This window comes from Acidovorax sp. NB1, assembly GCF_005405905.1.
Taxonomy (GTDB): domain Bacteria; phylum Pseudomonadota; class Gammaproteobacteria; order Burkholderiales; family Burkholderiaceae_C; genus Acidovorax.
Map to the genome: position 1 here is coordinate 81457 of NZ_BJHU01000058.1, position 19671 is coordinate 101127.

17 protein-coding genes are annotated in these 19671 nt (G+C 67.3%); 12 read left to right on the forward strand and 5 right to left on the reverse strand.

Features of this window, described 5'->3' with window-relative positions; all coding sequences use genetic code 11:
- Window positions 1-80 precede the first annotated feature (80 nt).
- The 4 genes from AvAM_RS24500 to AvAM_RS24515 all read left to right on the forward strand — a co-directional run bounded on the left by AvAM_RS24500 (window position 81) and on the right by AvAM_RS24515 (window position 4463).
- Window positions 81-647, forward strand: a complete 567-nt coding sequence (locus AvAM_RS24500; RefSeq protein WP_137749515.1) for a carboxymuconolactone decarboxylase family protein — start codon at window positions 81-83, stop codon at window positions 645-647.
- Window positions 648-867: 220 nt separating this feature from the next.
- On the forward strand, window positions 868-1497 hold the full coding sequence (locus AvAM_RS24505; protein WP_137749516.1) for a pyridoxamine 5'-phosphate oxidase family protein: 630 nt from the start codon (window positions 868-870) through the stop codon (window positions 1495-1497).
- A gap of 175 nt (window positions 1498-1672) precedes the next feature.
- On the forward strand, window positions 1673-2428 hold the full coding sequence (locus AvAM_RS24510) for a sulfite exporter TauE/SafE family protein (protein ID WP_137749517.1): 756 nt from the start codon (window positions 1673-1675) through the stop codon (window positions 2426-2428).
- 85 nt (window positions 2429-2513) lie between these two features.
- Window positions 2514-4463, forward strand: a complete 1950-nt coding sequence (locus AvAM_RS24515; RefSeq protein WP_137749518.1) for a diguanylate cyclase domain-containing protein — start codon at window positions 2514-2516, stop codon at window positions 4461-4463.
- Window positions 4464-4609: 146 nt separating this feature from the next.
- Here AvAM_RS24515 and AvAM_RS25995 read toward each other — a convergent pair whose 3' ends face one another.
- From AvAM_RS25995 to AvAM_RS24540, 5 genes are all read right to left on the reverse strand, one after another.
- Complete coding sequence (locus AvAM_RS25995; RefSeq protein ID WP_249368381.1) at window positions 4610-5248, reverse strand: hypothetical protein; 639 nt, start codon at window positions 5246-5248, stop codon at window positions 4610-4612.
- A 59-nt stretch (window positions 5249-5307) separates the two neighbouring features.
- The gene (locus AvAM_RS24525) at window positions 5308-7152 is read right to left on the reverse strand and encodes a gamma-glutamyltransferase family protein (protein WP_249368383.1); all 1845 of its coding nucleotides are present in this window, start codon (window positions 7150-7152) and stop codon (window positions 5308-5310) included.
- A 235-nt stretch (window positions 7153-7387) separates the two neighbouring features.
- On the reverse strand, window positions 7388-8974 hold the full coding sequence (locus AvAM_RS24530) for an alkaline phosphatase (protein ID WP_137749519.1): 1587 nt from the start codon (window positions 8972-8974) through the stop codon (window positions 7388-7390).
- A gap of 147 nt (window positions 8975-9121) precedes the next feature.
- A complete protein-coding gene (locus AvAM_RS24535) occupies window positions 9122-10654 on the reverse strand; it encodes a diguanylate cyclase (RefSeq protein ID WP_137749520.1) in 1533 nt (510 codons plus the stop codon).
- Between the two features lie 138 nt (window positions 10655-10792).
- Window positions 10793-11767, reverse strand: coding sequence for an NADPH:quinone oxidoreductase family protein (locus AvAM_RS24540; protein ID WP_137749521.1), 975 nt, complete (start codon window positions 11765-11767; stop codon window positions 10793-10795).
- Window positions 11768-11915: 148 nt separating this feature from the next.
- Between AvAM_RS24540 and surE the strand changes: the two genes are divergently transcribed.
- The 8 genes from surE (at window position 11916) to rlmN (ending at window position 19667) form a co-directional block, all read left to right on the forward strand.
- Window positions 11916-12710 carry a 5'/3'-nucleotidase SurE gene (surE, locus tag AvAM_RS24545; protein WP_137749522.1) on the forward strand — a complete coding sequence of 265 codons (795 nt, stop codon included), beginning with the start codon at window positions 11916-11918 and terminating at the stop codon, window positions 12708-12710.
- A complete protein-coding gene (locus AvAM_RS24550) occupies window positions 12710-13492 on the forward strand; it encodes a protein-L-isoaspartate(D-aspartate) O-methyltransferase (protein WP_137749523.1) in 783 nt (260 codons plus the stop codon). Before surE ends, AvAM_RS24550 begins: the two co-directional genes overlap by 1 nt.
- A 12-nt stretch (window positions 13493-13504) precedes the next feature.
- Window positions 13505-14431, forward strand: a complete 927-nt coding sequence (locus AvAM_RS24555; protein ID WP_137749524.1) for a peptidoglycan DD-metalloendopeptidase family protein — start codon at window positions 13505-13507, stop codon at window positions 14429-14431.
- A gap of 5 nt (window positions 14432-14436) precedes the next feature.
- A complete protein-coding gene (locus AvAM_RS24560) occupies window positions 14437-15477 on the forward strand; it encodes an RluA family pseudouridine synthase (RefSeq protein ID WP_137749525.1) in 1041 nt (346 codons plus the stop codon).
- Window positions 15478-15628: 151 nt separating this feature from the next.
- Entirely contained in the window at window positions 15629-16387 is a 759-nt protein-coding gene (scpB, locus tag AvAM_RS24565) for an SMC-Scp complex subunit ScpB (protein ID WP_137749526.1), read from the forward strand.
- A complete protein-coding gene (locus tag AvAM_RS24570; RefSeq protein WP_137749527.1) occupies window positions 16387-17952 on the forward strand; it encodes a pseudouridine synthase in 1566 nt (521 codons plus the stop codon). The genes scpB and AvAM_RS24570 overlap by 1 nt, the downstream gene beginning before the upstream one ends.
- Window positions 17953-18041: 89 nt before the next feature.
- Complete coding sequence (gene ndk / locus AvAM_RS24575; RefSeq protein WP_124512046.1) at window positions 18042-18467, forward strand: nucleoside-diphosphate kinase; 426 nt, start codon at window positions 18042-18044, stop codon at window positions 18465-18467.
- Window positions 18468-18554: 87 nt separating this feature from the next.
- The gene (gene rlmN, locus AvAM_RS24580; RefSeq protein WP_137749528.1) at window positions 18555-19667 is read left to right on the forward strand and encodes a 23S rRNA (adenine(2503)-C(2))-methyltransferase RlmN; all 1113 of its coding nucleotides are present in this window, start codon (window positions 18555-18557) and stop codon (window positions 19665-19667) included.
- Window positions 19668-19671: the final 4 nt, after the last annotated feature.

Here is a 19671-nt window from a genome sequence, read left to right on the forward strand (position 1 = left end):
CGCTGGCGCCGGACACTGCAGGGGTGCCGAGAACGGGCACAAGTTCTCAACCACCCTTCATGACCTTCAAGGAACACACCATGTCCGCTACTTCTTCCTCCGTCGCCCGCGTCCCCCTCGTTGACCGCACCGCCGCCACCGGCACTGTGCGGGATGTGCTCGACCAGGTCCACGGAGCCTTTGGTGCCACACCCAACATGTTCCGCGCCGTGGCCAATTCGCCCGCTGCGCTGCAAAGCATGTGGGGCGCGTTTGGCGCGCTGGGCGGCGGCGTGATCGGTGCCGCCCTGGGCGAGCAGATCGCCGTGGCTGTGGCCAACCGCAATGCCTGCGACTACTGCCTGGCCGCCCACACCGCACTGGGCCGCAAGGCGGGCGTGAGTGGCGAGGCCCTGGCCGCCGCGCAGGCGGGCGAATCGGCCGACCCGCGCACTGCCGCCGTGCTGCGCTTTGTGCTGCAACTGGTCAACGAACGTGGCCAGGTCGATGCGGCCGATGTGCAGGCTCTGCGCGACCAGGGCGTGAACGACGAGCAGATCGTCGAGATCGTGGCCCACGTGGCGCTCAACCTGTTCACCAACTATGTCAATGTGGCACTGGGCGTGCCGGTGGACTTCCCTGGCGTCAAGCTGCGCCCAGCGCGTTAAAGGGCGTAGCGGCGCGTGTCTGGCCCGCAGGCCGGATGCGCGCCGCTTCTGGCGCCGCTGCTCGCTCGGTCCTGCGGCGGCGCAATCGCAGTCAGTTATGCGCGACGACGATGCGTGCGTTTTCTGCACGCATCACCGGCGGCAAAGTCGTTTGTCAGTCCTGCAGGCATGCTGCACCATGGCCGCTCCCTTGCCACCCCACCCGAAGGAAGCCGCCCCCATGACCCTCGCCTGTGACGAGCACGCCATCGACACCCTGCCACGCCTGGAGGCCCTGCTGGGCCCGCTGAGCGATGCCTCCATCCACAAAGAGCTGCCGTATGCGCACCCTGCCTACCGCGCCATGATCGCGGCATCGCCCTTTGCCGTGCTGGCCACCACCGGCCCGGGTGGGCTGGATGCCTCGCCGCGCGGCGACCCGACCGGCTTTGTGCAGCTGCTGGACGACAAGACCCTGCTGCTGCCCGAGCGCCGTGGCAACAACCGCGCCGACAGCTTGCGCAACATCGTGGCCGACCCGCGCGTGGCGCTGCTGTTCCTCATCCCCGGCGTGGGCGAGACGCTGCGCGTCAACGGCCACGCCCGCATCAGCGTCGCGCCCGACCTGCTGGCGCGGTTTGTGGTCAATGGCCAGCCCCCCAAATGTGTGATCGTGGTCGATGTGCAGGCGGTGTACTTCCAGTGCGCGCGCGCCATCCAGCGCTCGCGCCTGTGGGATGCCGTGCCGCCAGGCACCCCGCGCCTCGTGCCTACCCCGGGCGCCATCCTGGCGTCCATCACGCAAGGCGCGTTTGATGGCGCTGCATACGACCGCGAGCTGCCAGCGCGCCAGCAGGCCACGCTGTATTGAACGGGCGCTGCGACTCCCCGCCGCAGCGCTGCCCCTGCCGCCAGCGCACACAATGGCGGCTGGGTGCGCAGGGCTTGCGCTTCATGGACTCACCGGCCGAACACGCGGATGTGTTGAGGCTCCGTGGGGCGTGAAGCCAGCCCCCGCGCGCGTTCACACCGAGTGAGGGGGAGACATGGATTCCGTGCTGTTGATCGTGGCCCTGGGCGCAGTGTCCGCCGGGTTTGTGCAGGGCCTGTCGGGCTTCGGCTTTGGCATGGTGGCCATGTCGTTCTGGGCCTGGACGCTGGAACCCCGCCTGGCCGCGCTGCTGGCCGTGTGCGGCGCGCTCACCGGCCAGCTGGTGGCGGCGGCCACGGTGCGCCGGGGTTTTGACCGGGTGCACCTGCTGCCCTTTGTGCTGGGCGGCCTGGTGGGCATCCCCATCGGCGTGGCCGTGTTGCCCCGGCTGGACATGGACGCGTTCAAGGTCATCCTGGGCACGCTGCTGGTGCTGTGGTGCCCGGCGATGCTGATGGCCAAGAATCTGCCCCGCATCACCCGTGGCGGCCGCGTGGCCGATGCGCTGGTGGGCATGGCCGGCGGCGTGATGGGCGGGCTGGGCGGCTTCACCGGCGTGCTGCCCACCCTGTGGTGCACCCTGCGCGGCCTGGACAAGGACGTGCAGCGCGCCATCATCCAGAACTTCAACCTGGCCATGCTGCTGGTGACCTTCATCACCTACCTGGCCACTGGCCTCGTCACCCGCGAGGCGCTGCCGCTGCTGGCCATCGTGGTACCCGCCATGCTGGTGCCCGTGCTGCTGGGCGCGCGGCTGTACCACGGCATCAGCGATGTGCGGTTCCGGCAGATCGTGCTGGGCATGTTGACCTTGTCGGGCGTGGCGATGCTGGTGGCCAGCCTGCCCAAGGTGCTGGCGCGGCTGGGCTAGGTTATCCCGCTGAATTTGCAGGCGCGCCCGTCGGTGGCCATCCTTTCATCGACCTGGCGCCCATGCCCCGCTACATTCGAGGGGCATGGAGCAAAAAGATGACACCACGCGGCCACCGGACGCGAACGACCGTCTTGAGGCCGGGGCGCAGCGTCGCCGCTATCGCCTCGCCACGCCGCTGAGCCTGGCGATCGCGCTGGGCTGCATCGTTGCCGTGGCGGGCTTCTGGCTGGTCACGCTGCAGCGTGTGGCGTTCGAGCGCGAGCAGGCGGTGGCCTCCGCCATGCAGTCCAACGCCAACCTGGCGATCGCCTTCGAGCAGCAGGTGTTCCGCACCCTCAAGGCGGCCGAGCAGGTGGCCGCCTTTGTACGCGAGCAGTACCTGCAGCAGGGCACCGACATCGACCTGCGCGACTGGGTGGAGCGGGGGGTGATCCGCGAGCCCATGTTCACCATCATCAGCGTGGTCAACGAGCAGGGCGACATCGTCAGCAGCAGCCAGGAGACCGGGGCCGTCAACTACAGCGACCGCGCCTTTTTCAAGGCGCTGCAGGCCAGCGATCGCGACGACCTGTTTGTGAGCGAGCCCGTGCTGGGCCGTGTGTCGGGGCAGTGGCGCATACCGATGGCGCTGCGCATCGTGAGCGAGGGGGGCCGCTTTGGCGGCGTGGTGGTGATGTCGGTGGACCCGACGAATTTCACCGACTTTTACCGCCAGGCCGACCTGGGCGCGCAGGGGCTGTTGGAGCTGGCGGGGCTGGACGGCGTGGTGCGTGGCCGCAAGGCGGGGGGGCAAACCAGCTTTGGCGCCGATGCGCGGGGCCTGCCCTGGTTTCAGCACCGCACGCAGGACCCCGAAGGCGAACTGATCGATGACACCGGCGCAGTGGACGGCGTGCCGCGCATCCTCAGCTACCGCAGCATGGCGGGCTACCCGTTGATGGTGACGGTGGGTTCGGCCTCCGACGAGGTGCTGGCGCCGGTGATGCAGCGGCGCGTTGACTACCTGGTTCTGGCTGCGGCTGCCAGCGTGGCACTGCTGTGTTTTGGCGCACTGCTCGTCGGAGTGCTGGCGCGCCAGCGGGCTGTGGCTGATGCACTCGCGTCCAGCGAGGGCCTGTTCCGTGCCACCTTCCACCAGGCGGCCACCGGCATCGCCCACATCACGCCCGAAGGCCGCATCCTGCGCGCCAACGACAAGTTCTGCCGCATGCTGGGCTATTCGCTGGAGGAGCTGCGCCAGCGCGACCTGTTTGCACTGAGCGACGAGGGCGAGCGCGAAGCCCTGCGCCGCTTTTTGGCACGGCGCCTGGTGGCCCACTCGCCCGTGTTCTCCCCCGAGATCGAAAAAGCCTACCGGCGCAAGGACGGCGGCCTGCTGTGGGTGTACGAAGCGCTGGGCGTGGTCAAGGACTCTGAGGGCCAGCCCGACTTTCTGGTGGTTGTGACGCAGGACATCAGCGCGCGCAAGGAGCTGGAGATGCGCCTGTCGCACGATGCGCTGCACGACGCGCTCACCGGCCTGCCCAACCGCGTGATGTTCCACGACCGCTTTGAGCGCGTGCTCGAATCGGCCCGCCGCTACGGGCGCCATGCCGCCGTGCTTTACGTGGACCTGGACGGGTTCAAGTCCGTCAACGACCAGTGGGGCCATGCAGCGGGCGACCTGTTGCTGCAGCAGGTCGCCCGGCGGCTGGAAGACTGTGTGCGCGCCGAAGACACCGTGGCGCGCCTGGGCGGGGACGAGTTCGGCATCGTGCTGGCCACCATCGAGCGGGCAGACCACTGCGAGGTCGTGGCCGGCAAGGTGCTGTTGGCGATGGAGCAGCCTTTTGTGCTGGAGGGGGCTGTTGCCCACATCTCGGCCAGTGTGGGCGCGGCGCTTTACCCGCGCCATGGCGCCGATGCCGATGCGCTGCTCGCCCGGGCCGACGCAGCGATGTACGCGGCCAAGCAGGCGGGCAAGAACCGGTTCAGCATCGATACCGCACTGAGCCCGCTGGCCGATGGGGGTGTTGCAGGTCCGTTGGGCTGACAGGCGCCTGGTGGTGCTTTGCAGCTGATGCTGGTTCTATTTAGTTGGGAGCTATCAGCGCTTTATTCATAAGCGCTAGCAGCCTTTTTCGCTCAGATTACCGCGTCGGGCGCATAAAGCTGGGCGCGCGATGGCCCGGCCGCACATCACAGCTCGCTGGCGTCCTTGCCCTCGCTCTGCTTGATCACCCACCGCACCGTGGCGCGCGGTGCAGGCACGCGCTGGGCGTATACCTCTAGGCCCCCTTGGGTCCATGCGGCATAGCTGCCGCTGGGGTCGTTGGCGGCAGTCTCCGGCCCATAGGTGTTGCGGCCAAACGCGAGCAGGGCGCCAAATGCGGCCGCCCCGCCATCGGCCAGGTCACTGGCATCAGCGACGAATTCGACCCGCCGCAGCTCCCGCCCGCTGAAGAAGAAGGTTTGCGCACCGGACAACCCGGCGATCACCACAGGCTCCAGCCGCCAGAGGCCCGCCAGCCCTCCAGCCAGACGCTGCGGGCGCGGCACGCGGGCCGCTCCGGGTACCGCGTCGCGCAGGGCGTCCGCGCCCATGCCCAGCTCGACGCCTGCGGGCAGCGGTTGTAGCGGGGCAGGTGCGTGCGATGGGGATGGCGCGGCCATGGCCAGCGTAGCGGGCCACTGCGCGGGTGGTGGCGCAGTCGCACGCACCTGGGCCTGGGCGGGCGCTATGCCCAGGGCGCAGGCAAGGGTTGCGCCCTGGAAGCTGCGCCACAGGTGCCGGTGCATGGTCAGCGGTAGCGCGGGGATGAATCGGTAGAGGTTCATGGTGGGGATTTTCGCTGGCGTGCGTGCAGGCCAGCGGGCAAGCGTTGCAGTGCAGGCTCTCAGTCGCCCATCACCACACCCTCACGTCGCGGGTCAGCCCCGCCCAGCCACAGCTTCTTGCCATGTGCCTGTCCGCGCGTGATGGCTTGCAGGCCGCTGGTCATGTTCATCTCACGTACCTCGGCACCACGTGCGCGCAGGGCTTCGACGGTGGCGGGCGGGAAGCGTTTTTCTTCCAGCAGCGTGGGGCCGTTCATGGAGCCGAAGTTGGGCAGGTTGATGGCCTGTTGGGGCATCAGGCCCCAGTTGAAGACGCCATACAGCGTCTTGGCGGTGTAGTGGATGATGGCCGCGCCGCCAGGGCTGCCGCCGCTCATCAGCAGCTCGCCCGTGGCCTTGTCGAACACCAGCGTGGGGGCCATGGACGAGCGCGGGCGTTTGCCGGGCTGTACGCGGTTGGCAATGGGCTGGCCCTGGGCGTCGGCGGGGGCGAAGCTGAAGTCGGTGAGTTCGTTGTTGAGCAGGAAGCCTTTCACCATTTGCCGCGCGCCGAACTGGTCTTCGATGGTGGTGGTCATGGCCACGGCGTTGCCAAAGGCATCGACGATGCTGATGTGGCTGGTGCCGTATTCGGGCTGGTCAGGCATGGGCGCAAAGCCCGTCTTGACGGCGCCGGGGTTGCCAGGCTGGGCGACCTTCATGCTCTGCGTGCCAATGAGCTTGGCGCGCTCGGCCAGGTAGGCGGGCGCGAGCAGGCTGGTCCAGCTGCCCGCAGGGGGCTGCACAAAGTCGGGGTCGGCCACGTACTGGGCGCGGTCGGCAAAGGCCAGGCGGGCGGCTTCGGTGTACAGGTGCAGCCAGTCGGCCGATGGGATGCCGTCCTGCAGCGGCTTGGCAGCGGCGTCGGTGTTTTTCAGGATGCCCAGGATCTGCCCGATGGCGATGGCCCCGGAGCTGGGCGGCGGAAAGCCGCACACGCGGTAGTCCTTGCTGGCCACCTGGTAGTCGTGGCACAGCGCATCGCGCTTCTTGGGCTGGTAGCCAGCCATGTCGGCCAGGCTGAGCTTGCCGGGGTTGGTAGGGTGCTTTTGCACCTTGTCCACAATGGCCTGGGCGATCTCGCCTTCGTGCAGGGCCTTGCTGCCTTCGGCGGCGATGCGGCGCAGTACGGCAGCCAGCTCGGGGTTGCGCAGGTTCACGCCCACGTCGCGCGCGTCGCCGTCGGGTTTGTAGAAGTAGGCGGCGGCCACGGGGTCTTTCTTGAGGTGGGCGTCGGCCTTGACCAGGGTGTGGAGCCGCGCGCTGACCTTGAAGCCGCCTTCGGCCAGCGTGATGGCGGGCTGGAACAGCGTGGCCCAGGGCAGCTTGCCGTGCTGCTTGTGCGCCAGCTCCAGCATGCGCACGGTGCCGGGCACGCCGACCGAGCGGCCACCCACCACGCCGTCGTAGAACGGCACGGGTTTGCCGTCGGCGCCCAGGAAGAGTTTGTCATCGGCGGCAGCGGGCGCGGTCTCTCGGCCATCGTAGGCCTCCACCACCTTGCCGTTGCTGTGCAGCAGAAAGGCGCCGCCACCGATGCCGCTGGACTGGGGCTCCACTAGCGTCAGCACCATCTGCACGGCGATGGCGGCATCCATCGCCGAGCCTCCGGCCTTGAGGATCTGGTAGCCCGCATCGGTGGCCAGCGGGTTGGCGGCGGCCACGGCGAACTTCTCGGTGGCCCAGCCGGGTTTTTCGGTGTAGCCCGACGCGCCTTCGGGCTGGGCGGGCACGGTGTAGGCGAACTGGGTGGGGCTGCTGGCGCAGCCCACCAGCAGGGCCGCGAGTGCGCCGTAGGCCACAGGGTGGAGCCGTGGCGCGAATGTGCGGGCAGCGGCAGTGGTGGAGGGCGTGGTGGTGGGCATGGGCTGGTTTCTCCTGGGTGGCAAGAAGTGACAAGCTAAAGAGAAAGAACGAGCAGGCAGGACACAAGAAGCGGCCATCGTACGGCGCGACGCGCAGCTTGGGGGCGCGGCGTTACATTGCGCTACAGCCTCCGGATTCAAAGGTTTTTAAGGCCTTTGCGCGCGATGGGTATGCCTTTGTAGCTATCAAAAAAGTAGCTATTGCCCCTGGCAGGGCGCGGCCACCACCGGCGGGTTACGCCGCCACGGGCCCTGCGTGGCCGTCCTGCACCACAAAGCGGGCCAAGGTGCGCACGCCGCTCCCGGGTTGCATTGGGTCGTCGAGCACGCGCAGGGTGGTGGTCCACTGCCTGGGGGTGATGTCGGCCAGGCCGTAGCCGCGCAGGTCGCAGCGGGCCAGCAGCACATGCGGGTTGTGGCGCACCACGGCGTCCACCTTGTCTTGGGTGGTGCCCGAGCGGGAGCTGATGGAGGTGCCGCAGAACTCGCTGGCGATGACGGGCGAGTCGGGGCGGTCGGCGTCGGCATGCACGCGGCAGACGTAGTTCTGGTGGATGTCGCCGCCCAGCAGCACGGTGTTGCGCGGGGCGTGGCGGCCCACCGATTGCAGCAGGCGCGCGCGGGCGGCGGGGTAGCCGTCCCAGTTGTCGGTGGTCACGGTGCCAGAGGGGTAGTGGCGGGGCGAGAACAGGGTCTGCTGCGCGATCACGCTCCAGCGGGTGGCGCCTTGTGCGGTGGCGTCGGCGGCCAGGCCCGCGTCCAGCCATTGCTCTTGCGTGGTGCCCAGCAGGGTGCGGGTGGGGTCGGCCAGTTCGGCACAGCTGCTGCCGCGCACGGCGCCTGCGCTGGGCGATTCGGGGGAGCGGCAGGCCTGCCAGCTGCGGTATTGGCGGCTGTCGAGCAGGTGGATGTGTGCAAGCTGCCCCCAGCGCAGGCGGCGGTAGACCTGCAGGGCATCCCATGCGGTATCGGGCGCAGGCCGGTTCAGGCTGGCTGCGCGCAGGGGCATGTTTTCGTAAAAGGCCTGCCAGGCGGCGCCGCGCTGTGCCAGAAAGCTGATGGCATCGCCCCGGCCTGCCAGCCCTGTGCTGGCGGCGTAGTCGTTCTGCACCTCATGGTCGTCCCAGGTCACGGACCAGGGGCAGGTGGCGTGGGCGGCCTGCAGTGCCGGGTCGCTTTTGTGCAGTGCGTAGCGGTCGCGGTAGTCGGCCAGGGTGGTGGCCAGGCGCAGGCTGTGGGTGCGGGCCAGGTCGGTGGTGTTTTTGGGCGTGGCGTATTCGTAGATGTAGTCGCCCAGGAACAGCACCAGGTCTGGCTGCTCGGCCGCCAGGTGGCGCCACGCGGCGTAGTGGCCGTGTTCCCACCGCTGGCAGGAGGCAAAGGCGATGCGCAGAGCGCTGGGCAGGTCGCCTGCTGCAGGCGCAGTGCGCGTGCGGCCCACGGTGCTCACGGCATCGCCCAGCATGAAGCGGTAGTGGTACCCGCGCCCAGGCTGCAGGCCACGCAGCTCCACATGCACGCTGTGCCCCAGCTGCGGCAGCGCAGGGGCTTCGCCTTTTTGCACGATCTGCGCAAAACGGGCGTCGTGTGCCACTTCCCAGCGCACGGTGTGGGCGGCCAACATCTGTGCGGGCTGGGTCAGCACCAGGCGAGTCCAGAGCACCACGCCATCGGGCGTGGGGTCGCCGCTGGCCACGCCCAGCGTGAAGGGGTTGCTTTGCAGTGTGGGCGGGGTGCTCCAGGCCCAGCGCGGCAAGACGGCCGCCGTGGCCGCGCAGGCGGCGTTTTGCAAAAAGGTGCGGCGGACCAAGATCGGGAGCATTTCAGGCGGTCGCCAACGGCATGCCGAGCCAGCCGCTCGTCGATACCGTCACGCCCCAGGCCAGTGCCACCGTGGAGCTGGCTTTGCCAGGCCACGGGTGGCGTCCCCTTTTGGGGGAAGGCGCCGAAGGTGACACAGGGGGAGTCACTACGCCGCCATCACCCGGTTCTTGCCCGAGCGTTTGGCGAGGTACATGGCCTGGTCGGCGCGCACGATGGCGTCGGTGCTGGTTTCGGTGTCGCTCAGCTGGGCCACGCCCGCGCTGAAGGTGATGAGCACCTTTTCGCTGCCTTGCAGGAAGAAGCGGGTGGTCAGCTCGCGCTGCAGCCGCGTCATGGCGGCCACGCCACTGTCCACGTTGGTGTCGGGCAGCACGATGACAAATTCTTCGCCGCCGTAGCGCGCCAGCAGGTCTTGCGGGCGCATGACCTCGCGCGTGACCTGGGCCAGGTGCACCAGGGCTGCGTCGCCGCCTGCGTGGCCCAGGCGGTCGTTGATGGTCTTGAAGTTGTCAACATCCAGCAGCGCCAGGCACAGGCTGGAGCCCAGGCGGCGGGCGCGGGCGATCTCGCGTTCCATGGCCTCGTCCAGGCCCTTGCGGTTGAGGCTGCCGGTGAGCGGGTCGTGCCGCGCCTGGGCGCTGGCGCGATCGAGTTCTTCCTGCAGCTTGGCCACCTCGGCGCGCTTGGCCTCGGTGCGCTCGCGCAGGTCTTGCAGCTCGTCGTGGGTCACGCGGCTGTCCAGTGCCATGGCGCGGGTGGCGCTCATCACCTCTTGCAGCACGGGGGCGATGTCCTGCAAGGTGTTGGCTTTGCCAATCAGGTCCGCACAGCGTTCCATAGTGCCTTGGTAGCTGGTGCTGGAGGCGGTGATCTTGGCCAGCCGTTCGATGAAGGTGGCGAGCATGTCCTTCATCTGCTCCTGTGCTTCGAGCGTGCGGGCCTTGGCCTCGGTCTGCTTGAAGATCACGTCCTTGAGGCGGCGCTGCACATCGTCGAGGCGGCGCAAGGTGAGTGGCGGGGTGGAGGCGGTCATCAGCGCCTCGGCCTGGCCCTGCAGCCAGCGGTCATCTACGCTGAGCACCGCGATGTTCTCGAAGATCATGTGCAGCAGCTCCAGCAGGCTGGCGCGGATGGCGGCCTGGTCTTCGGTGGCAAACGACAGCCGGTAGGTGAAGTTGCCCAGCATGAGCTGCGCCGTGGCGACGGGGGGCGAAGGCTCGCGCAGGAAGGTGACGAGCTGCTTGGCCATCTCTATCACGCGGGCGTCGTCTTCGCCCAGCGCAGGCAGGGTGTTGTCGATGAGGCGTGCGAGCGTCTCGGCCAGCTCGGGCGGCAGCTCGCCCAGGGCTGCGGGGGCATCGGCGGTTTCGATGGGAGTGGCGGCTGCGGGGTGCAGGCCCAGGTTGGCATAGCCCACCATCACGCTTTGCAGCGAGGTCCAGTCTTTGGTAATGATGGCGCGCTCGAACTGGGAGAGCAGGCGCTTCTGGGCCGGGGTCTGGGCGGGCAGCACCCGCTGAATGCTGCTCAGCGGCCCCTCAGGGAAGGGCTGCGTACTGCGGGTGCCCGCAATCTCGTCGTACAGCGCCAGGTAGTTGTCGGGGGTGGGTTGCAACCGGCGGGCCGCCAGTTGTTTGAGTGTCTCGCGCGCGATCTCGGAGGGGAGGCGGTCGGCCATGGGTGGGCACCAGTGTCAGGAGGGGCGGGGGTGCGCAAGTGTGACACAGGGCGCGGCTTTTTGGGGCAGGGCGCGTGGTCCTGCAGGCGCCTCCCGGCGCCGCCACTGGGCGCTTCCCGCCCCGGGGGCGGGGTGGGCTCAGTTCACCATCACGAGCTTGCCCATCACGCCGCGCGAGCCCATGTGGGCATAGGCGGCGGGCAGCTCGGCCATGGGCATGGTGCGGTCGATCACGGGCTTGATCTTGCCCTGGGCATACCACTGCGCCAGCTCGCCCATCATGGCGGCGTTGGCCTTGGGCTCGCGCTTGGCAAAGTCGCCCCAGAACACGCCCACGATGGACGCGCCCTTGAGCAGCGCCAGGTTGAACGGCAGCGCCGGGATGGGGCCCGAGGCAAAACCCACCACCAGATAGCGGCCGCGCCAGGCGATGGAGCGGAACGCAGGCTCGGCAAAGTCGCCGCCCACCGGGTCATAGATCACATCGGGGCCTTTGCCGTCGGTGAGCGCCTTGATGGCATCGCGCAGGTTGTCCTTGCTGTAGTTGATGGTCGCGTCGGCACCGATGGAGGTGCACAGCGCGCACTTTTCGTCGCTGGAGGCGGCGGCAATCACGCGCGCGCCCATGGCCTTGGCGATCTGGATGGCCGACGTGCCCACGCCACCGGCGGCGCCCAGCACCAGCACAGTTTCGCCTGCCTTGAGCTGGGCGCGGTCCACCAGCGCATGGTACGAGGTGGCGTAGATCATGATGAAGGCGGCGGCATCGACATGCGAAAAACCATCCGGCAGCGGCATGCACAGGGCTGCGGGTGCAATGGTGTGGGTGCCAAAACCGCCCGTGCCCGACAGGCAGGCCACGTTCTGGCCGACCTTGAGGTGCGTGACGCCTTCGCCCACGGCGGCCACCACGCCTGCGTATTCAGAGCCGGGCACGAACGGCAGCGGCGGCTTCATCTGGTACTTGTTCTGCACGATCAGCAGGTCGGGGAAGTTCAGGCTGGCGGCCTTGATTTCGATGAGCACCTCGCCCGCCTTGGGTGTGGGGGTGGGCAGTTCGGTCCAGGTCAGGGCGTCAACGCCGACGGGGTTGGTGCAAAGCCAAGCGTGCATGGAAAAGTCTCCTGTCAATGTTGGGGCGCATGATAGGCCGGGGTGCACGGGGGCTGTTGTCCCACGAGCGACGGACCCCACCTGCCCCCGCCGGGGCAGCGCAGGCAGGAGCGCCCACCTACAATCCGTTGCAACCTCTGCTGCAACCATGAAAATTCTGATTTCCAACGACGATGGCTACCAGGCCCCGGGCATCGTGGCCCTGCATGACGCGCTCAAGACCCTGGAGGGCGTGGAGGTGGAGGTGGTCGCGCCTGAGCACAACAACAGCGCCAAGTCGAACGCGCTGACCCTGCATTCGCCGCTGTACGTCCACAAGGCGGCCAATGGCTTTCGGTATGTCAATGGCACCCCGGCCGACTGTGTGCACATCGCGCTGACCGGGCTGCTGGGCTACCGGCCCGATTTGGTGGTCTCGGGCATCAACAATGGCGCCAACATGGGTGATGACACCATCTATTCGGGCACGGTGGGGGCGGCGATGGAGGGCTATCTGTTTGGCATCCCGGCCATCGCCTTCTCGCAGGTGGACAAAGGCTGGGGCGAGCTGGAAGCCGCCGCTGCCAAGGCCCGGGAAATCGTGGCGCAGATGCGCAGCCAGCAACTGGTGAACGAGACCCCTTGGCTGCTGAATGTGAACATCCCCAACATGCCGCTGGATGCGCTGCGGCCCGCCAAGTGGTGCCGACTGGGGCGCCGCCATGCGGCCGAGCGTGTCATCGTGCAGGAGAGCCCACGGGGCGAGGCCATGTACTGGATTGGCGGGGCGGGCGCTGCCAAGGACGATGCCGAGGGCACGGACTTTCACGCCACGGCACAGGGTCATGTCTCCATCACGCCGCTGAAGGTGGACCTGACCGATCACGACAGCCTGGGCATCTGGGCGCAGGCGGCGTCCCGGTGGGCTGCGGGGGTAGGGGCGGGTTCCGCCCCGGGTGTGTGATGCAGCGCCGCCCTGGGTTTCCGGCCCGGCTGCCGGGCTCGACGCCGTCAGCGTCTTCGGTGCCCGCCAGGCCTGCGCCCCTCGTGCAAGCGGCCCGGCAAGCCGTGGCTGCGCCACCCGTGGGGCTGGGGCTCGATTCTGCTGCCGTGCGCGCGCGCATGGTGCAAAAGTTGGCGGCGGGGGGCATCACGTCGCCAGCCGTGCTGCAGGCCATGGGTGCGGTGGAGCGCCACCGGTTTGTGGACAGTGCGTTGGTCAACCAGGCCTATGAGGACACCAGCCTGCCCATCGGGCTGGGCCAGACCATCTCCAAGCCCAGCGTGGTGGCACGCATGTGCGAATTGCTGCTGGGCGCCGAAGGGGCTCGTGCAGGGGGCTTGGGGCGGGTGCTGGAGATCGGCACGGGCTGTGGTTACCAGGCGGCGGTGTTGAGCCTGCTGGCCCGCGAGGTCTACACGCTGGAGCGCCTGCGTGGCCTGCACGACAGGGCCCGCGACAACCTGCGTCCGTTCCGGCTGGCCAATGTCCATCTGCTGTTTGGCGACGGCATGCTGGGTTATGCCAAAGGGGCGCCGTATGCGGCCATCATTGCGGCCGCTGGCGGCGACGCCGTGCCCCAGGCCTGGTGCGATCAGTTGGCGGTGGGGGGGCGGCTGGTGGCGCCCATGGCGCTGTCGGGCGGGCAGCAGATGTTGCTGGTGATCGACAAAACCCCGCACGGATTGAAACAAAACGTGCTCGAGCCGGTGCATTTTGTCCCCCTAAAATCGGGGATTGCGTAAAGGGAATTGCTTATGTTCGTATCGCGTGGTCTTGTGATGGGGTTTACCGTGGCAGTGGCGGGGCTGGTGCTCTCCGGCTGTGGCACCCGCCTGAACAAGGCTCCTGTGGAAGATCGGGGCACCTCCACCTCTTCTGCGCCTGCGCAGGCTGGCCAGCCTGGCGTGGTGGTCGGCGCTCCCATCAAGCCGTTGCCCGGGGCCGAGAACGCAGGCAAGCCGGGTTACTACACGGTCAAGCCAGGGGATACCCTGATTCGCATCGGGCTGGAGTCCGGCCAGAGCTGGAAAGACCTCGCCCGCTGGAACAACCTTGAAAACGCCAATCTCATCGAAGTGGGTCAGGTGCTGCGTGTGGCGCCTCCCACTGCCGCAGTGGCCGCCACGGCCGTGGCCTCCGACAATGGGGTGGTGACGCGGCCCGTGACCTCGTCCACCGTGGCACCTGCCAGTGCGCCTGCACCTGCAACATCGGCCGCCAGCACGCCCAAGGCCCCTGCGTCGGCGGCCCCCGCTACCGTGGTCGCGGTGGCGCCCGCCACACCGGCGCCTGCAGCGGCACCTGCGGGAGAGGACGACCTGGCCTTCATCTGGCCTGCCTCGGGTTCGCTGATTGCAGGCTTCGACGAGGCGCGTAACAAGGGTTTTGACATTGCAGGCAAGGCGGGCGAGCCTGTGCTGGCAGCTGCCGATGGCCGCGTGGTCTACGCGGGCGCAGGCCTGCGTGGCTATGGCAACCTGGTGATCCTGAAGCACAACAACACCTTCCTCACGGCCTACGCGCACAACCAGGCGCTGCTGGTCAAGGAAGACCAGGCCGTGCGCAAGGGCCAGAAGATCGCCGAGATGGGCAACACCGACGCAGACCGCGTCAAGCTGCACTTTGAAATCCGCCGACAAGGCAAGCCGGTGGACCCTTCGCGCTACCTGCCGGCGCGTTGATCCCGATGGTGGCTGAGCTGCCGCACAGCGGCGATGGCAGAGCGGCCGGGGCGCCCGCCGATGCGGGCGATGATCTGCTCGCCGAGGAGTCGGAAGCGCTGGCCGAGGCCAGCAGTGAAATGCGCCACATGCTCGTGGCGGCTCCGCAGCATGCCGCCCGGCTGGACAAGGCGCTGGCGGACTTGGTGCCCGAGTTCTCCCGCAGCTATCTGCAGCAGTTGCTGGCGCAGGGGCTGGTCAGCCTCAATGGCAAGCCGGTGCTCAAGGCCTCTGCCCGCGTCAAGGCCGGTGACCAGCTGGTGCTGGAGATGCGGCCCACCCTGCAGAGCCAGGCGTTCCGCCCAGAGCCCATGGCCATCGATGTGGTCTACGAGGACGAACATCTCCTGGTCGTGAACAAACCCGCAGGTCTGGTCGTGCACCCGGCGCCGGGCAACTGGAGCGGGACCTTGCTCAATGGCCTGCTGGCCCGGGACGAAAAAGCCCTGCTGGTCCCGCGTGCCGGGATCGTGCATCGGCTGGACAAGGACACCAGTGGCCTCATGGTGGTGGCCCGGAATCGCGCCACCATGGATTCGCTGGTCGCCCTGATTGCCGAGCGCAAGGTCAAGCGTCAGTACCTTGCCATCGCCCATGGCGCCTGGACGGGCCCTAAGAGCCGGTCGGTCGATGCACCCATCGGGCGCGACCCGCGCAACCGGCTGCGCATGGCGGTGGTGGACCTGGCCTTGCATGCGGGCAAGACGGCTCGCACCGACGTGCTCTGGCTGGACGGAACCGACCAAGGCTGCTGGGTGCAATGCACCTTGCACACGGGTCGGACCCACCAGATCCGGGTGCATATGGCATCGCTCAGGCATCCGCTGGTGGCAGACAGTCTGTACGGCGGGGCGCCGTCGGGGGGGCTGCAGCGCCAGGCATTGCACGCCTACCGCCTGGCCTTTGTGCACCCGGTGACGGGCAAGGCGCTGGAGCTCCATGCGCAGGTGCCCGAGGACATGCAGCAGGCACTGTCTTCCTGGGGGCTGGGCTACAATGCGCCCTGAAGGCCATATCGGCCCCCTGCCCGAAGACGGAATCCCGCCGGGCTCTTGCGTCGCGCCAACGTCCTCGCACTGCGCGCCAATTTGATTGCCCCCTGCTGTTGATGTGACACCCGTTGCAACGCGTGGCACTTTTTCCAGGAATCGCTGAACCATGAACACGGTGGATGCCAAAAGGGTCCTCGAAACTGCGCTGATCTGTGCGCAGCAGCCTGTGCCTGCGCGCGAGATGCGGGTGCTTTTCAATGATGCGCTGGGGTCTGACACGCTCAAGCTTCTGCTGCAGGAGCTGCAGCAGGACTGGGCGCAGCGCGGGGTGGAGCTGGTGCAGGTGGCCACGGGCTGGCGCTTTCAGAGCCGCCCGGAGATGCGGGAGTACCTCGACAGGCTGCACCCAGAAAAGCCTCCGCGCTACACGCGGGCCACCATGGAAACGCTGGCCATCATTGCGTATCGCCAGCCGGTGACGCGGGGGGATATCGAAGATATCCGTGGTGTGACCGTCAACAGTCTGATCATCAAACAATTGGAGGATCGGGGCTGGGTGGAGGTCATCGGGCACCGGGAAACCGTGGGCCGTCCTGCATTGTTTGCCACCACCCGCCAGTTCCTGGATGACATGGGGCTGCAGTCGCTGGACCAACTGCCGGTGCTGGATGACCCCACCGGCAATGCGAACGTGCTGGAGGCCATGGCTGCAGCGGCCCAGGGCGTGATCGAGCCAGAGCTGGAACCGGTAATGGAGCCCGAGGTGGTGGTTGCGGAGCCTGCTATGGAGCAGCCGCCGGTATCCGTTTCTTCTGAGGCAGTGAGCGGAAATCTGCCGCTTATGGATGATTTTTTTAATGACACGGAGACGGACCTCCGTGACGACCAGATGGACACCCCGGGGGGTGTCCAGGGAAACACTTGATGAACGATTCGACTCCCGACAATCCGGGTGCAACGCCAGAAGCTGGCGCTGCCGATGTGGCTCCTGCAGCGAAAAAGCCTGCTGCCAAGCGCGCGCCACGCAAGAAGGCTGCGCCGGTTTCTGCTGAAGGCGTTGATGCGGTCGGGGCGGACTCCGATGTGTCGGCAGACGCGCCCGCCGTGGTGGCGCTCGCGGAGCCTTCGGCTCAGGTTGAAGCCCCTGTGGCTGTGGAGCCCGCAGCGGGCGTTGAGGTCGAGGGCTCCGCGCCACGCGCTGAGCCCAAGGGCCCGGCCCGGGTCGAATCCTCGGGGCGTGCTCCCCGCGCCGAAGGCATGGGCCGCGACAAGCGCAAGCCCGTGCCAGCGGTCGAGGGCTATCAATTTGAAGATGTGGTCTCGGGCCGTTTTGATCAGGACGACGCATCGGCCGATGTGGCTCCCGCCAAGCGGGTGTTGCTGCCCCAGGTGGAAACGCCCAAGCTCCACAAGGTGCTGGCCCAGGCGGGGCTGGGCTCGCGGCTGGAAATGGAGCAGCTCATCCTGGAGGGGCGCATCTCCGTGAACAATGAGCCGGCCCATATTGGCCAGCGCATCCAGTTCGGGGACCAGGTCAAGGTCAATGGCAAGCCCATCCGCTACCGCATTGATCCCCCGCCAGCCCGGGTGATCGCGTACCACAAGCCCGTGGGCGAGGTGGTCACGCATGACGATCCGCAAAACCGGCCGACTGTCTTTCGCAAGCTGCCCCGGCTGATGCAGGGCAAGTGGCAGTCCGTGGGGCGGCTGGACTTGAACACCGAAGGGCTGTTGCTGTTCACCAGCTCGGGCGAGCTGGCCAATAAGCTCATGCACCCCCGGTTTGGTCTGGAGCGCGAGTACGCTGTGCGTGTGTTGGGCGCGCTCAGCAACGAAGAAAAGCAGAAGCTGCTGGACGGTGTGCGCCTGGACGACGGCATGGCGTCGTTTGGCTCCATCGAAGACGGCGGCGGCGAAGGTTCCAACTGCTGGTACCGGGTCACCATTTCTGAGGGGCGTAACCGTGAAGTGCGCCGCATGATGGAGTCGGTGGGCCACGCGGTGAGCCGACTCATCCGCATCCGCTACGGCGCCATGGTGCTGCCTCGGGGCCTCAAGCGAGGCGCCTGGCTGGAGCTGGACGACAGCGATATCCGGGCCCTCGTTCAGGCAGCGGGTGCGGGTCGCCCGGAATCGGGCGAAGGCCGTGCAGAAGCCGGCCCCGGGGCGGGTGGGCGCGGCGGCAATGGCAATGCGCGCAACCGTGGTCGTGGCGGCCCCCGGGCGGGCGACGGTCCGCGCCGCGACATGTCCCAGGGCGGCGGCGGGGCGGGGCCCCGTGGGCAGAAGCCTCGGCGTGACGGCGGCGGGCAAGGGCAGGGGGGGCGTGGCAACAATGCTGCGGGGGGTGACCGCCAGCGCGGCGCTGCCCAGCCCGATCCCATGAAAACATCCGTGGGCTACATCGGTGTGGACAGTCTGTCGCGGCACCGCCAGGACAAACGCCGCCCTGGCGGCGGTGGCCCCCGCCGTGGCGGTGGCGGGCGTTGATCCAGCCTCAGGCTTCCACGGTTAGAATCGAGGGCTTTGTCCGGTGGACAAACGAATCACAGCAACATTATTCATTCAGGAAAATCAACATGGCTATCGAACGCACTCTCTCCATCATCAAGCCTGACGCAGTGGCCAAGAACGTGATCGGCCAGATCTACGCCCGCTTCGAAGCCGCTGGCCTGAAGGTTGTGGCTGCCCGCATGGTGCACCTGTCGCGCCTGGAAGCCGAGCAGTTCTACGGCGTGCACAAGGCACGTCCGTTCTTCAAGGACCTGGTGGACTTCATGATCTCCGGCCCGGTGATGATCCAGGCCCTGGAAGGCGAAAACGCGATCCTGAAGAACCGCGAACTGATGGGCGCCACCGACCCAAAGAAGGCAGAAGCCGGCACCATCCGCGCCGACTTCGCTGACAGCATCGATGCCAACGCTGTGCACGGTTCCGACGCCGCCGAAACGGCTGCTGTTGAAGTGGCCTTCTTCTTCCCCGGCCTGAACATCTACTCGCGTTGATATGGTGATCCCCATGCCTGTTCCCGCAACTGTGGGATGTCTGCGCCATGGGGACGGTTGCGCCCGGCCCTTCGGAAGGTCGGCGCAATGACTACCAACCTGCTGGAATTTGACCTCGACGGCCTTGCAGCCTTCTGCGAGCAGCTGGGCGAGAAACGTTTTCGTGCGACCCAGCTGTTCCGCTGGATTCACCAGCGTGGCGCGAGCAATTTCGACGCCATGAGCGACCTGGCCAAGGCCTTGCGCGACAAGCTCAAGGGATGTGCCAAGGTCGAGGCCCTGCCTGTCGTTTCCGAGCATGTCTCGGCAGACGGCACGGTGAAGTGGCTGTTTGATGTGGGGGATGGCAACGCGGTCGAGGCTGTGTTCATTCCCGAGGATGACCGCGGAACCCTCTGCGTTTCATCCCAGGCTGGATGTGCCGTGGGATGCCGTTTTTGCTCCACAGGGCATCAGGGTTTCAGCCGCAACCTGACCACGGGCGAGATCCTGGCCCAACTGTGGTTTGCCGAACATTCTTTGCGCCAGCGCTTTGGCACCGAAGACCGCGTGATCTCCAATGTGGTCATGATGGGCATGGGCGAGCCGCTGCAGAACTACGCGGCCTTGGTGCCGGCCCTGCGCGTGATGCTGGACGATCATGGCTACGGCCTGTCGCGGCGGCGGGTGACGGTGTCCACCTCGGGGGTTGTCCCCATGATGGACCGGCTCTCGCAGGATTGCCCGGTGGCTTTGGCCGTGTCGTTGCATGCGCCAAACGATCCTCTGCGCGACAACCTGGTGCCGCTCAACCGCAAGTACCCGATTCAAGAGTTGCTGGAAGCCTGTGGCCGCTACCTCGCCCATGCGCCGCGTGACTTCATTACGTTCGAATACTGCATGCTGGATGGCGTCAACGATCAGCTGGAGCATGCGCAGCAGCTCATCGAGCTGGTCAAGCGTTCCGGGGTGCGTTGCAAATTCAACCTGATTCCCTTCAATCCGTTTCCCGCATCGGGTCTCTTGCGGTCAGCGCAGAATCAGGTCCTCGCTTTTTCCAAGGTCTTGAGCGATGCCGGTATTGTCACAACGGTGCGCAAGACCCGGGGCGATGATATTGATGCGGCCTGTGGGCAATTGGCGGGCGATGTCAAGGACCGCACCCGTGCGGCGGAACGCATGGCAAAGCAGCGCACAATCGTGCTCAAACCGGTGACTTGATCAG